This window comes from Photorhabdus akhurstii (genome assembly GCF_019090985.1).
Classification (GTDB): domain Bacteria; phylum Pseudomonadota; class Gammaproteobacteria; order Enterobacterales; family Enterobacteriaceae; genus Photorhabdus; species Photorhabdus akhurstii.
The window spans coordinates 5465337-5480036 of record NZ_CP020335.1 but is presented as its reverse complement, the minus strand read 5'-3'; the positions used below and the strand labels follow the sequence as shown (position 1 = coordinate 5480036).

Sequence of the window (14700 nt, the reverse complement as noted above, 5' to 3'; positions counted from 1 at the left end):
GGAGTCTCTCAAGCTGAGCAATCCGAGACTTTTTCGGGTTGTGAGGTTAAGCGAATAAGCGTACACGGTGGATGCCTAGGCAGTCAGAGGCGATGAAGGACGTGCTAATCTGCGAAAAGCGTCGGTAAGCTGATATGAAGCGCCATAACCGGCGATGTCCGAATGGGGAAACCCAGTGCGATGCGTCGCACTATCATTAACTGAATCCATAGGTTAATGAGGCGAACCGGGGGAACTGAAACATCTCAGTACCCCGAGGAAAAGAAATCAACCGAGATTCCCCCAGTAGCGGCGAGCGAACGGGGAGCAGCCCAGAACCAGCATCAGCCATAGCATCAGAGGAACGGTCTGGAAAGGCCGGCGAGAGAGGGTGACAGCCCCGTACTCGAAGGTGGCATGGCTGTGAGTTCGACGAGTAAGGCGGGACACGAGAAATCCTGTCTGAAGAGGGGGGGACCATCCTCCAAGGCTAAATACTCCTGACTGACCGATAGTGAACCAGTACCGTGAGGGAAAGGCGAAAAGAACCCCGGCGAGGGGAGTGAAAGAGAACCTGAAACCGTGTACGTACAAGCAGTGGGAGCCCCACCACCAAAGCGTTTCGCTTTGCGTGGCGCACAAAATGCGTAACGTCATCTCAGATGACGGTTGGCGGAGCGGTAGCGACGCCCAACACACTAATCAAGCAGTGGAGCGTTTTGGGGTGGGGTGACTGCGTACCTTTTGTATAATGGGTCAGCGACTTATATTCTGTAGCAAGGTTAACCGTATAGGGGAGCCGCAGGGAAACCGAGTCTTAACTGGGCGAATGAGTTGCAGGGTATAGACCCGAAACCCGGTGAGCTAGCCATGGGCAGGTTGAAGGTTGGGTAACACTAACTGGAGGACCGAACCGACTAATGTTGAAAAATTAGCGGATGACCTGTGGCTGGGGGTGAAAGGCCAATCAAACCGGGAGATAGCTGGTTCTCCCCGAAAGCTATTTAGGTAGCGCCTCGTGAAGTCATCTTCGGGGGTAGAGCACTGTTTCGGCTAGGGGGCCATCCCGGCTTACCAACCCGATGCAAACTGCGAATACCGAAGAATGTTATCACGGGAGACACACGGCGGGTGCTAACGTCCGTCGTGAAGAGGGAAACAACCCAGACCGCCAGCTAAGGTCCCAAAGTCATGGTTAAGTGGGAAACGATGTGGGAAGGCCCAGACAGCCAGGATGTTGGCTTAGAAGCAGCCATCATTGAAAGAAAGCGTAATAGCTCACTGGTCGAGTCGGCCTGCGCGGAAGATGTAACGGGGCTAAACCATGCGCCGAAGCTGCGGCAATGACATTCAGGTGTCATTGGGTAGGGGAGCGTTCTGTAAGCCGTTGAAGGTGGCGCTGTGAGGCCCGCTGGAGGTATCAGAAGTGCGAATGCTGACATAAGTAACGATAAAGCGGGTGAAAAACCCGCTCGCCGGAAGACCAAGGGTTCCTGTCCAACGTTAATCGGGGCAGGGTGAGTCGACCCCTAAGGCGAGGCCGAACGGCGTAGCTGATGGGAAACAGGTTAATATTCCTGTACTGAATGTGACTGCGAAGGGGGGACGGAGAAGGCTAGGCCATCCGGGCGACGGTCGTCCCGGTTTAAGCGTGTAGGTGGGAGGAGCAGGCAAATCCGCTCTTCTGTAACACTGAGGCGTGATGACGAGCTGCTACGGCAGTGAAGTGGTTGATGCCCGGCTTCCAGGAAAAGCCTCTAAGCATCAGGTGACATTGAATCGTACCCCAAACCGACACAGGTGGTCAGGTAGAGAATACTCAGGCGCTTGAGAGAACTCGGGTGAAGGAACTAGGCAAAATGGTGCCGTAACTTCGGGAGAAGGCACGCTGGCGGCAGGTGAAGGAGTTTGCCTCCGGAGCCGAAGCCAGTCGCAGAGACCAGCTGGCTGCAACTGTTTATTAAAAACACAGCACTGTGCAAACACGTAAGTGGACGTATACGGTGTGACGCCTGCCCGGTGCTGGAAGGTTAATTGATGGGGTTAGCCGCAAGGCGAGGCTCTTGATCGAAGCCCCAGTAAACGGCGGCCGTAACTATAACGGTCCTAAGGTAGCGAAATTCCTTGTCGGGTAAGTTCCGACCTGCACGAATGGCGTAATGATGGCCAGGCTGTCTCCACCCGAGACTCAGTGAAATTGAACTCGCTGTGAAGATGCAGTGTCCCCGCGGCAAGACGGAAAGACCCCGTGAACCTTTACTATAGCTTGACACTGAACATGGAGCCTTGATGTGTAGGATAGGTGGGAGGCCTGGAAGTGCGGACGCCAGTCTGCATGGAGCCATCCTTGAAATACCACCCTTGAATGCTCGATGTTCTCACTTAAGCCCGTTATCCGGGCTGAGGACAGTGTCTGGCGGGTAGTTTGACTGGGGCGGTCTCCTCCCAAAGCGTAACGGAGGAGCACGAAGGTTGGCTAATCACGGTCGGACATCGTGAGGTTAGTGCAAAGGCAGAAGCCAGCTTAACTGCGAGAGTGACGGCTCGAGCAGGTACGAAAGTAGGTCTTAGTGATCCGGTGGTTCTGAATGGAAGGGCCATCGCTCAACGGATAAAAGGTACTCCGGGGATAACAGGCTGATACCGCCCAAGAGTTCATATCGACGGCGGTGTTTGGCACCTCGATGTCGGCTCATCACATCCTGGGGCTGAAGTAGGTCCCAAGGGTATGGCTGTTCGCCATTTAAAGTGGTACGCGAGCTGGGTTTAGAACGTCGTGAGACAGTTCGGTCCCTATCTGCCGTGGGCGCAGGAAGATTGAAAGGGGCTGCTCCTAGTACGAGAGGACCGGAGTGGACGCACCGCTGGTGTACGGGTTGTCATGCCAATGGCATCGCCCGGTAGCTAAGTGCGGGAGAGATAACCGCTGAAAGCATCTAAGCGGGAAACTTGCCTTGAGATGAGTCTTCCCTTGACTTAGAGTCACGGAAGGAACGTTTAAGACGAAGACGTGGATAGGCTGGGTGTGTAAGCGCAGCGATGCGTTGAGCTGACCAGTACTAATGAACCGAGCGGCTTAACCTTACAACGCCGAAGGGGTTTTGGTGTCGGAAGACAGCAAACAGAAGTCGGAAGACAGAAGAGAGACAGATTTCAGCTTGTTCAGAGATTGGTTCCAATGGTTGTGTTGACGGAGAGTCAGACAAGGGTTGGAATAAAACGGAATATGCCTGGCGGCGATAGCGCGGCGGTCCCACCTGACCCCATGCCGAACTCAGCAGTGAAACGCCGTAGCGCCGATGGTAGTGTGGGGTCTCCCCATGTGAGAGTAGGACACTGCCAGGCTTGACTTTAGCGTTGTGTTGCGATGAAAGGCAGCATAAAGCACAAATAGCAGTGAGTAGGACAAATCTGTCGCAGATGGATTTGAGCGTCGCGAGGGGCGGCGGTCCGAAGGGTGAATGGCAAGCAAGCTGTTCGGTAAACTGCAAAAGTTGGTATGTAAGTTTTATATCGTAGCAAGCGATATAAATCACAGAGAATTCGGTGGTGCGGTAGTTCAGTTGGTTAGAATACCGGCCTGTCACGCCGGGGGTCGCGGGTTCGAGCCCCGTCCGCACCGCCACCTTAATTTAGGGGCGTAGTTCAATTGGTAGAGCACCGGTCTCCAAAACCGGGTGTTGGGAGTTCGAGTCTCTCCGCCCCTGCCAGTTATAAGCTCAGCGGCAACTAAGATAGTTTATAGTAGTGGTTACCCATATATGCTGCTTAGATAAGATTATTGATAAGGCGCTGGCTTTTGGTCAGCGCCTTTTTCTATGAAGCTTTGTAAGAAAAACGGATTTGCTATTACACTAAAAATCCCTTTATGCGAACTTTTTCCCCAGAAATGGTATCACTTGGAGAATTCATTTCCAAATATCGTCTGGTTCGTAAAGCCAATGTTGCCATCGATTTGAATTCATTATAGATGTTGTTAAACGCTTTCAGTTGAATAGTCTTTCCTCAATATTATTCGATCTTGTAGCAATAAAACCTTTCTTTCTAATTATCTATTATCGAAGTGAATTCTTATAGGTAACCTTTTAGACTTTCTGGCAATTTCCATACTAGTAAAAGCTCTTCTGAACTAAGTGTCTGGAGGATATATGCGAAAGAATTTTATCTAATATTTTGATTACGAAGTTTTTTTCTTAAGAAAGGCTTGAATTGAAGGAAAGGATACCTAAAACGATAAGGTAGGAACACTATGTCTGATTCAAGTCATAATTTCAAACTATACGTAAGGATTATTTGGTAAATAAGGAGCTATATGTGGGAAGATAAAAAAGTAATCCCACTTTATGCTCTATCTGAAACTTCTTTCTCCCTTACTATTTTCATTCCTGTTTTCGTATAGTATTGCTATCCATAAGTTTTGCAGAACACATACTTACTGATTGAATGATTTATATGAAAACTTCTTAACCTCTTGCAGAAGTATGTATGATAGGTATTTTTAATAGCTGTTGAATGAATGCTTGCTGATCATTTTTTTGTAGCCATATAGCATATAATGGACGTTCAATTAGTTCAGTGTTTGGATAAGAAACCAGTTCTGGATGTTCATTTTGCCAGTGTATTGGTAAGAAGGCGGCTCCTCTTACGCTATTGAGTAGTTGGCGGGCTATATGTGCTGAAGTGGTTGTGATGATGGGTAGCTGCTCACTTTTTAAGATCCGTTGTTCCTGATGATGGAAATCAGCTCCCCATTCTAGTTTGATGTAATTTTTAATTTGGCATTTCAGATTTTCTTCTGTTGTTAATAATTTCAAGCAAATATTCCCTAATAATAGGCTTTGGAACTCATCCATTTTAGGTGGTTCGGTAGTGATTAACAGATCTAATTCACGAGAATGAAGTTGTTTAACAAGGGATTGTCGTGTAGAAACCCGAGATTCTAATCTTAATTCCTGATGTTTTTTATAGAAATCTTGTAACCAGAGGGTTAAATATGCTTCCCATAGTGATGCGGTGGCACCAATTGTTAATTCAGTATGTTGAGAAGCGTGCATTATCTCCTTTTTAGCCAACTGCCAAGTACTCATCAGTGATTCAGCATAGGGAACAAGGCGCTCTCCTGCCGCTGTAAGACGGATGTTATTGCGATGGCGAGTGAAAAGATGGGTACCTAATTGATTTTCTAGCTGGCGTATGCGAAAGCTAACTGCTGATTGCGTCAGGTACAATGATTCGGCTGCTCTCCCAAAGTGACGAGTTTTACTGACTTCCAAGAAGGTTTTCAGTAATTCAGTGTCCACATATATCTCCAATAATATTTATCGTTAAGATTTAAATTTTTTGTTTTACAGAACGCCAGGCCTATCTAATACTCCGCGCCATAATTGGCATGATAGTAACAGTACTAGAATTAGGAGTGTGTCAGATGGCCGAAAGCTTCATCACGACTAATCGTTTTTTTGATAACAAAAATTACCCTCGTGGGTTCTCCCGTCATGGGGATTTCACCATTAAAGAGGCGCAATTGCTAGAGCGCCACGGTTATGCGTTCAATGAGTTAGATCTTGGTAAACGCGAGCCTCAAACAGAAGTAGAAGAGCTGTTTGTTGCTGTTTGCCGGGGTGAACGGCAGCCTGTGACAATGGAAGAAAAAGTATGGACCAAATATCTTGCAAGGATTAGTCGTCCAAAACGTTTTCATACTCTTTCAGGCGGTAAGCCTCAGATCGATGCTTCTGATGACTATACCGACACTGATGATTAATATCATCACAAATTGTGAATATAGGGGCTTTGCCCCTTTTTCATTTCTAACCCGATTGTTTTTGTAATTGTATTAATAGCCTGTCCATACTGCGGTAGCTTAAGGCTTCCATGATATGTGGTTTTTCTATCTCTTTTTTTTCTTCTAAGTCGGCAAGTGTCCGGGATGTTCTCAGAATTCGGTGCCATGCTCGGATTGAAAGCCCTAATTTCATTAGCGTTTGTTCTAGAAATACAGCATCGTTAGGTTTGAGCTTACAAAATGCCTCTGTCTCTTTACTATTCAGATGAGCATTAATCTTTCCACAGCGTTTCAATTGTATTTCTCGCGCTGCCAGCACTCTTAATCTTACATCTTTACTGCTTTCGCTTGATCTAAAAGGGCTACTCAATGTTCCAATGGGTAACAGAGGAACTTCAATTGAGAGATCAAAACGATCCAAAAAAGGTCCAGAAAGTTTTGCCAGGTATCGAAGTATTTGCTGAGGATTACTTCGATTGTGAATTCCCTGATGGTAGCCTGTCGGGCTGGGATTCATTGCCGCTATCAATTGAACTTGAGCAGGAAAACAAACTTTTGCTCTGGCTCGGGAGATAATTATTTCCCCTGATTCCAGTGGTTCTCTGAGAGCATCAAGGACTCTACGTTCAAATTCAGGTAGTTCATCTAGAAATAGCACCCCATTGTGAGCAAGTGAAATTTCACCAGGTTTTGGCAGCCCACCACCACCAACCAGTGCTGCCATTGAAGAGCTGTGATGAGGCGCTCTGAATGGGCGTGTATGCCATTGTTCTGGTGGAAGGTAGGTATCCACCAGGCTATTGATAGCGGCTACCTCAAGGGCTTCTTTGTTTGTTAATGGCGGTAATAAACTACATAGACGGCTTGCCAACATTGTTTTCCCTGTCCCTGGTGGGCCAAGTAGTAAAAGATTATGTCCGCCTGCTGCTGTGATTTCCAGTGCGCGTTTTGCTTGTTCCTGACCAATAATATCCTGAAGATCTGGCTGTGATGGCTCTGTTGAGGGCTTATGTTGGATCGTTGTTGTCAGTAGTTGTTTTTCTCCCTGAAGGAAGTGGCAGATATGTAAGAGGTGTTCTGTCATTAACGTCTCATTCTGAGATAAGATTGCCAGCTCTATTGCGTTTTCTGTTGGTAGAATAAGTTGCCTTCCTGCTTCTCCTGCGCTGAGAGCGGCTGAAATTGCGCCGTTAACTTTTCGTAGACCACCGGATAGAGCGAGTTCACCAAGAAACTCATAATGATTTAGAGTACTGGTAGGTATTTGCTCTGAAGCGGCCAGAATAGCGATAGCGATCGGCAAATCATAACGACCACCTTCCTTGGGAAGATCTGCGGGAGCAAGATTGACGGTGATTCTTTTAGACGGATAGGTAAACCCGCTGTTGATCAACGCACTTCTGACACGATCTCTTGCTTCTTTTACGGCTGTTTCAGGCAAACCAACCAAAGTTAATCCAGGTAAGCCATTACTAATATGGGCTTCAACAGTAACAATTGGGGCATGAATACCTATAGTCGCTCTGGTATAAATAACAGCGAGGGCCATCCTATTCTCCTTCGTAAGAAAGGGCATATGATGGACTGAAATTAGATAATAAATAGTTTTCTATTATTTTTTTGCGAAGCGGCTCTAATAAATATTTTGTGAAGCAACGCTAAAGACTTTTTTGAAATCATTATTAAGTAATTTTTATTTTATTTGATTGATTTTTATGATTTTATTGTTTTTAGCTTAGATTATAAAATTGATTATTTTTATATTCATATTATGAGGTTTTATTTAAGTCGTGTTTTTAGATTGGTTTTATTGAAATAGTTTATTTGAAATTAAAATTTATATATTTTTCACAGTGAATAAATTTAGCGTGTTATATCATTCTGCTTTATTTTTAATGAGGAGTTTTTATCACCTGGGTGATTAATAATAAGATCTTTACTTTTGGTTATAGTTGAATGATTTGTTTTTTATGTTACCGCTTTGTGTGTTGTTTTGTTTATATCTAATCAGTTGGTTTTTATCACTTAAATTAGATCATTTAATAGATAAATAATCTAAATTACAAGTATTTACTTGAAAATAAACAGTATTTTTTCATATCGAATAATAAAACAAAATAAATGTTGTCAAGCTATGAAGAACGTGATAACTCTTAAATATAGATTAAACAAACGAATTAAACGACCAAGATTATGAACACATTTGTCCTAGTGATTAGCCTAATTATTGTCAGCGTGGTGGTGATTATTATCCCACCGTGCGGGGCAGCACTTGGACGAAGAAAGGCTTAGAAAAACAGCCAGATCTCTCGAAGACCCCCGCACCGAAAGGCGCGGGGGTTTTTTTTCGACAAGCAAAATCAGATAGAGACGGAAACATACAACAAAACAAAATCTTGTCTCACAGGGTAAACACAGGGGATATGAAAAATGAACGGGGCGCAGTGGGTTGTAAAAGCATTACGAACGCAGGGGATTGATAAGGTTTTCGGCTACCCTGGTGGTGCGATCATGCCGGTTTATGATGCTTTGTACGATGGTGGTGTGGAGCATTTGCTTTGTCGGCATGAACAGGGGGCGGTTATGGCTGCAATCGGTTATGCGAGAGCCAGTGGTAAGCCGGGAGTTTGTATCGCTACATCGGGACCGGGAGCAACAAACTTAATCACTGGATTAGCCGATGCGTTGTTAGATTCTGTTCCTGTTGTTGCTATCACTGGTCAGGTTGGTTCTGAATTGATTGGAACTGATGCCTTTCAAGAAGTCGATGTTTTAGGTCTCTCCCTTGCTTGTACCAAACACAGTTTCTTAGTGGATTCACTGGAAAATTTACCTCAAATTATGGCGGAAGCCTTTTCTATTGCCACTAGTGGTCGACCTGGCCCAGTTTTGATTGATATTCCTAAAGATATTCAGCTGAAAGAGGGGAGTTTGGTTCCACATTTGGTACCCGTTGAGCAAAAAGCGCCCTGTTCGGAAAGTGAATTAGAACAAGCTCGGAAGATGATTGCGGCTGCGGCAAAGCCAGTATTGTATGTCGGTGGTGGAGTAGGAATGTCTCAAGCGGTTTCTGTTCTGCGAGATTTTGTTGTGGAAACAGGTATGCCGGTTGTTTCTACGTTGAAAGGTTTGGGAGCTGCTGATTCAGAACATCCATGTTATCTGGGCATGCTTGGGATGCATGGTTCGAAAGCGGCCAATCTTGCCGTTCAGTCATGTGATTTGTTGATTGCTGTGGGTGCTCGTTTTGACGATCGTGTGACTGGCAAACTTAATACTTTTGCTCCACGTGCAAAAGTTATTCATCTGGATATCGATCCGGCAGAGTTGGGTAAATTACGTCAGGCTCATGTGTCGTTACTGGGGGATGTGAAGGCATTATTGCCCCGTTTGCAACAACCATTGTCAATTATGCCCTGGCAACAGGAAGTGAAATCTCTGAAAGCTGAATATCCTTGGTGTTATGACCATCAGGGGGAGAGTATCTATGCGCCTTGGTTATTGAAGCAGGTTTCAGATCGTAAAGCATGTAATACGGTTATTACTACCGATGTTGGACAGCATCAAATGTGGACAGCTCAGCATATGACTTTTGATGGGCCTGAAAATTTTATTACATCTAGTGGGTTGGGCTCGATGGGATTTGGTATCCCTGCTGCGATTGGCGCTCAGATCGCTCGACCGGAAGATATGGTGATCTGTGTATCTGGTGATGGTTCTTTCATGATGAATGTTCAGGAATTGGGGACAATTAAACGCAAACAATTACCAGTAAAAATTTTATTGTTGGATAACCAGCGGTTGGGAATGGTGCGGCAATGGCAGGAGCTGTTTTTGATAAGCGATATAGCGAAACGACATTAACAGATAACCCTGATTTTGTCACATTAGCGAAAGCTTTTGATATTCCGGGGCAACATATCACGGATAAATCACAGATTAATGAAGCGCTGAATGCATTATTTGCCAGTAAGGGTCCCTATTTATTACAGGTATCTATTGAGGAATTAGAGAACGTTTGGCCGTTGGTCCCTCCCGGTGCAAGCAATGAAACTATGTTGGAGAAATCATTATGATGCAGCATCAACTTGCAATCCATGCTCGTTTCCGTCCTGAAATATTAGAGCGTATCTTACGGGTAACGCGTCATCGTGGATTTCAGATCTGTTCCATGAATATGGATCAAACAATGGATGGCGATAATGTTAATATCGAATTAATTGTCGCCAGCCAAAAACCGGTTAATTTATTGTCTTCACAACTGGCTAAATTAGTGGATGTCGCTGGCGTCAAGATCCTGCAACAAAAATCACAACTCATACGTGCATAACGTAGAAATAAAGGAATAAGAGAATGACGAAGCAATCCGATTACATTTGGTTCAATGGTGAGATGGTTCCTTGGGCAGATGCTAAAGTTCACGTCATGTCCCATGCTTTACATTATGGCACCTCTGTTTTTGAGGGAATTCGCTGCTATGACTCTCATAAAGGGCCCGTGGTTTTCCGTCATCGTGAGCATATGCAGCGTTTACATGATTCTGCAAAGATTTATCGCATGCCGTTGAGCCAAAGTGTCGATGAATTAATGGAAGCATGTCGGGCAACTCTGCGTAAAAATAATTTAGTCAGTGCTTATATACGCCCACTAGTCTTTATCGGTGATGTTGGCATGGGGGTTAATCCACCGGCTGGCTATAAAACGGATGTTATTATCGCTGCTTTTCCTTGGGGAGCTTATCTGGGAGAAGAAGCACTGGATCAAGGGATTGATGCGATGGTTTCTTCATGGAATCGTGCGGCGCCAAATACAATACCAACTGCGGCCAAAGCAGGTGGTAACTACCTGTCTTCACTTTTGGTAGGTAGTGAAGCCCGTCGTCGTGGATATCAAGAAGGTATTGCGCTGGATGTTTATGGTTATATCTCTGAAGGTGCGGGTGAAAATCTGTTTGAAGTAAAAGAGGGCATATTGTTCACTCCACCATTTACTTCATCTGCATTACCAGGAATTACCCGTGATGCCATTATCAAATTAGCCAAAGATTTGGGGCTGGAAGTGCGTGAGCAGGTATTGTCGCGTGAATCTTTGTACCTGGCTGATGAAGTTTTTATGTCAGGTACAGCGGCTGAAATCACACCTGTTCGCAGTGTTGATGATATTCGGGTTGGTATCGGTAAGTGCGGGCCTGTTACTAAGAAAATTCAACAAGCTTTCTTTGGTTTGTTTGATGGCACGACAGACGATAAATGGGGCTGGTTAGATCCGGTCAATCCTTAATAGAACTATACCTTTAATAGAACTATACCTTTAGTAGAACTATAAATAATTTAACGGGCGGTTCGTTCCCCGCCTGTTTTGATGACACGGGAGTGAAAATAATGCCTAAGTACCGTTCTGCCACTACGACTCATGGTCGCAATATGGCTGGAGCTCGCGCTTTATGGCGCGCGACAGGGATGACCGATGCAGATTTTGGTAAACCGATTATTGCAGTAGTTAACTCATTTACTCAGTTTGTTCCCGGGCATGTTCATTTGCGGGACTTAGGTAAACTGGTTGCTGAACAGATTGAAGCATCAGGCGGTGTTGCAAAAGAGTTCAATACCATAGCGGTGGATGACGGTATCGCAATGGGGCATGGTGGTATGCTCTATTCTCTGCCGTCACGTGAATTAATTGCTGATTCTGTTGAATATATGGTGAATGCACATTGTGCGGACGCGATGGTGTGTATTTCCAATTGTGACAAAATTACCCCAGGTATGCTGATGGCGGCATTGCGCCTGAACATTCCGGTGATTTTTGTTTCCGGTGGTCCTATGGAGGCGGGTAAAACTAAATTGTCAGATCAGATTATCAAATTGGATCTGATCGATGCCATGATCCAAGGTGCGAACCCGAATGTCAGTGATGAGGATAGTAGCCAGATTGAGCGCTCAGCTTGCCCAACCTGTGGTTCCTGCTCAGGCATGTTTACCGCTAACTCTATGAATTGTTTGACAGAAGCGTTGGGCTTGTCTCAACCGGGGAACGGTTCATTACTGGCTACTCATGCAGATCGCAAGGTGTTGTTTCTGAATGCAGGCAAACGCATTGTTGAGCTGACTAAGCGCTATTATGAACAAAATGATGATAGTGTTCTACCGCGTAGTATTGCAACGAAAGCCGCATTTGAAAATGCGATGATGTTGGATATTGCAATGGGTGGCTCAACTAATACTGTGCTTCACTTACTGGCTGCGGCGCAGGAAGGGGAAGTGGATTTCACTATGGCGGATATTGATCGTTTGTCTCGTCAGATCCCTCATCTCTGTAAGGTTGCACCAAGTACACAAAAATACCATATGGAAGATGTTCATCGTGCTGGTGGTGTGATCGGTATTTTAGGTGAGCTGGATAGAGCGGGTCTGTTGAATCGTCAGGTTAAAAATGTTTTGGGTCTGGATTTGTTACAAACGCTTAATCAGTACGATGTGATGCAAACGGCGGATGAGTCAGTAAAGGAGATGTATTCGGCAGGCCCTGCGGGTATCCGTACTACTCAGGCATTTTCACAAGATTGTCGTTGGCCTTCGTTGGATACCGACCGTGTAGAAGGGTGTATTCGCGACATTGAACATGCTTATAGTCGGGATGGTGGTCTTGCAGTTCTATTTGGTAATTTGGCTATAGATGGTTGTATTGTAAAAACCGCGGGGGTGGATAAGGACAGCCTGACGTTCCGTGGGCCAGCCAAAGTTTACGAAAGTCAGGAAGATGCGGTTGATGCGATCCTGGGTGGAAAAGTTGTTGCGGGTGATGTGGTGGTCATTCGTTATGAAGGGCCAAAAGGTGGGCCCGGCATGCAGGAAATGTTGTATCCGACGACTTATCTGAAATCTATGGGGCTAGGTAAAAGCTGTGCATTGATTACAGATGGGCGTTTTTCTGGTGGTACCTCGGGTTTGTCGATCGGCCATGTTTCTCCAGAAGCGGCTAATGGAGGGCTAATCGGTTTGGTTCAAGATGGCGATATTATTGATATTGATATTCCATTGCGGAAAATTCGACTTGATGTAGATGAAAAGATACTTGCTACCCGTCAAGAGGCTGAATTTGCCCGCGGTAATAACGCGTGGACGCCGAAAGCTCGTGAACGTCAGGTCTCGTTTGCCCTGAGAGCCTATGCTTCATTGGCGACCAGTGCGGATAAAGGCGCTGTCCGTGATAAATCTAAGTTAGGGGGATAATCGCATGGCTGCATTTCTTCCCTTAACTTCCGCACCAAACGGTGCAGAGTATTTGAAAGCGGCATTAAGCGCGCCGGTTTATGAAGTTGCTCAGGTGACTCCTTTGCAGGAAATGGAGAAAATTTCTGCCCGCTTGGGAAATACTATTTTGGTAAAGCGGGAAGATCGACAACCTGTTCACAGTTTTAAGCTCCGTGGTGCGTATGCCATGATTGCAGGTTTGACTGAGGAACAAAAAAACCGAGGAGTGATTACTGCGTCAGCCGGTAATCATGCTCAGGGGGTGGCGCTTTCTGCCAATCGTTTGGGAATTAAATCTCTGATTGTTATGCCGGTTACTACTGCGGATATTAAAGTTGATGCAGTCCGTCGTTTCGGCGGTAAGGCTCTGTTGTATGGCGCTAATTTTGATGAGGCTAAAGCTAAAGCAATAGAAATGGCACAACAGGAGGGTTATACCTTTATTCCTCCGTTTGATCATCCCGCTGTAATCGCGGGTCAGGCAACACTGGCGATGGAACTTTTACAACAGGATGTGCGCTTGGATCGCATCTTTGTACCTGTTGGTGGTGGTGGTTTGATTGCTGGAGTGGCAGTGTTGATTAAGCAACTGATGCCAGAGATTAAAGTCATTGGAGTGGAAGCGGAAGATTCAGCTTGCCTGAAAGCGGCAATGGAAGCTGGACATCCGGTAGATTTACCACGAGTTGGCTTATTTGCTGAAGGTGTTGCTGTTAAGCGTATCGGTGATGAAACATTTCGTTTGTGTCAGCAATATGTGGATGCTGTTATCACAGTGGACAGTGATGCTATTTGTGCGGCGGTAAAAGATCTGTTTGAAGATGTACGTGCGATTGCTGAGCCATCCGGCGCATTGGCACTAGCTGGATTGAAAAAGTATGTTCAGCAGTATCAGCTTAAAGGTGAACGACTGGCGCATATTCTTTCTGGTGCTAATGTGAGTTTTCACGGATTGCGTTATGTCTCTGAGCGTTGTGAATTGGGCGAGCAGCGGGAAGCATTGCTGGCAGTGACTATTCCTGAACATAAAGGGAGTTTCCTGAGTTTTTGCCAGAAGTTGGGCGATCGGGTGGTAACAGAATTTAATTATCGTTATACGGATGCTGATCCTGATCAGGCTTGTCTTTTCGTTGGTGTTCGCCTGAGTCGTGGTGAGATGGAGCGACGGGAAATTATCGCGGAATTGCGTACCGCAGGGTATCAGGTTGCTGATCTTTCAGATGATGAAATGGCGAAATTACATGTTCGCTATATGATCGGCGGTCGTCCATCTAAGCCATTGAAAGAGCGCTTGTTTAGTTTTGAATTTCCTGAATCGCCGGGGGCTTTATTAAAGTTCCTACAAACTTTGGGAACTTACTGGAATATTACATTATTCCATTATCGCAATTATGGTACAGATTATGGCCGGGTGTTAGCCGCATTTGAATTGTCAGGCACGGAAGTGCGTTTTAAGCGTCACCTTGATGCATTAGGTTATGCGTATCACGATGAGACGGATACCCCCGCGTTTAAATTCTTTTTAATGTGCCAGGCGTCTGAAACAACCGGAGGTTGATCGGTGTCTTGGTAATGAAAAAATGTATTCTATAAAACGACAAAATAGCGCCTTGGTAAGGGGCTATTTTGACAAGATTTAATATTCACCGAGGTTCCATTGGAAAGAATTCTATAACAAATTCT

8 protein-coding genes, 2 tRNA genes, 2 rRNA genes and 1 pseudogene are annotated in these 14700 nt (G+C 45.5%); 11 read left to right on the top strand and 2 right to left on the bottom strand.

All coding sequences use genetic code 11. From position 1 onward, the window contains the following. Positions 1 to 44 precede the first annotated feature (44 nt). From B0X70_RS23560 to B0X70_RS23545, 4 genes are all read left to right on the top strand, one after another. Positions 45 to 3063, top strand: a 23S ribosomal RNA gene (locus tag B0X70_RS23560). 145 nt (positions 3064 to 3208) lie between these two features. Continuing rightward, positions 3209 to 3324 (top strand): 5S ribosomal RNA (rrf, locus tag B0X70_RS23555). 203 nt (positions 3325 to 3527) lie between these two features. Beyond that, positions 3528 to 3604, top strand: a tRNA-Asp gene (locus tag B0X70_RS23550). 9 nt (positions 3605 to 3613) lie between these two features. Then, a tRNA-Trp gene (locus tag B0X70_RS23545) sits at positions 3614 to 3689 on the top strand. A gap of 753 nt (positions 3690 to 4442) precedes the next feature. On the opposite strand, the gene hdfR is transcribed toward B0X70_RS23545, so the two are convergent. Beyond that, a complete protein-coding gene (gene hdfR, locus B0X70_RS23540) occupies positions 4443 to 5279 on the bottom strand; it encodes an HTH-type transcriptional regulator HdfR (RefSeq protein WP_217470517.1) in 837 nt (278 codons plus the stop codon). 125 nt (positions 5280 to 5404) lie between these two features. On the opposite strand from hdfR, the gene B0X70_RS23535 reads away from it, so the two are divergent. Continuing rightward, positions 5405 to 5743, top strand: coding sequence for a MaoP family protein (locus B0X70_RS23535; RefSeq protein WP_036779611.1), 339 nt, complete (start codon positions 5405 to 5407; stop codon positions 5741 to 5743). A gap of 46 nt (positions 5744 to 5789) precedes the next feature. On the opposite strand, the gene B0X70_RS23530 is transcribed toward B0X70_RS23535, so the two are convergent. Continuing rightward, positions 5790 to 7313 carry a YifB family Mg chelatase-like AAA ATPase gene (locus B0X70_RS23530; RefSeq protein ID WP_217470516.1) on the bottom strand — a complete coding sequence of 508 codons (1524 nt, stop codon included), beginning with the start codon at positions 7311 to 7313 and terminating at the stop codon, positions 5790 to 5792. A 644-nt stretch (positions 7314 to 7957) separates the two neighbouring features. Here B0X70_RS23530 and ilvL point away from each other — a divergent pair. From ilvL to ilvA, 6 genes and pseudogenes are all read left to right on the top strand, one after another. Beyond that, complete coding sequence (gene ilvL, locus B0X70_RS23525; protein WP_071647081.1) at positions 7958 to 8056, top strand: ilv operon leader peptide; 99 nt, start codon at positions 7958 to 7960, stop codon at positions 8054 to 8056. A 138-nt stretch (positions 8057 to 8194) separates the two neighbouring features. Then, positions 8195 to 9840, top strand: a pseudogene (gene ilvG, locus B0X70_RS23520) (acetolactate synthase 2 catalytic subunit). Further along, complete coding sequence (ilvM, locus tag B0X70_RS23515; protein ID WP_036779619.1) at positions 9837 to 10094, top strand: acetolactate synthase 2 small subunit; 258 nt, start codon at positions 9837 to 9839, stop codon at positions 10092 to 10094. The pseudogene ilvG and the gene ilvM overlap by 4 nt, the downstream one beginning before the upstream one ends. Positions 10095 to 10117: 23 nt before the next feature. Beyond that, positions 10118 to 11044, top strand: a complete 927-nt coding sequence (locus B0X70_RS23510; protein WP_217470515.1) for a branched-chain amino acid transaminase — start codon at positions 10118 to 10120, stop codon at positions 11042 to 11044. A 101-nt stretch (positions 11045 to 11145) separates the two neighbouring features. Further along, on the top strand, positions 11146 to 12996 hold the full coding sequence (gene ilvD / locus B0X70_RS23505) for a dihydroxy-acid dehydratase (protein ID WP_105398518.1): 1851 nt from the start codon (positions 11146 to 11148) through the stop codon (positions 12994 to 12996). Positions 12997 to 13000: 4 nt separating this feature from the next. After that, on the top strand, positions 13001 to 14575 hold the full coding sequence (gene ilvA / locus B0X70_RS23500; RefSeq protein WP_036809839.1) for a threonine ammonia-lyase, biosynthetic: 1575 nt from the start codon (positions 13001 to 13003) through the stop codon (positions 14573 to 14575). Positions 14576 to 14700: the final 125 nt, after the last annotated feature.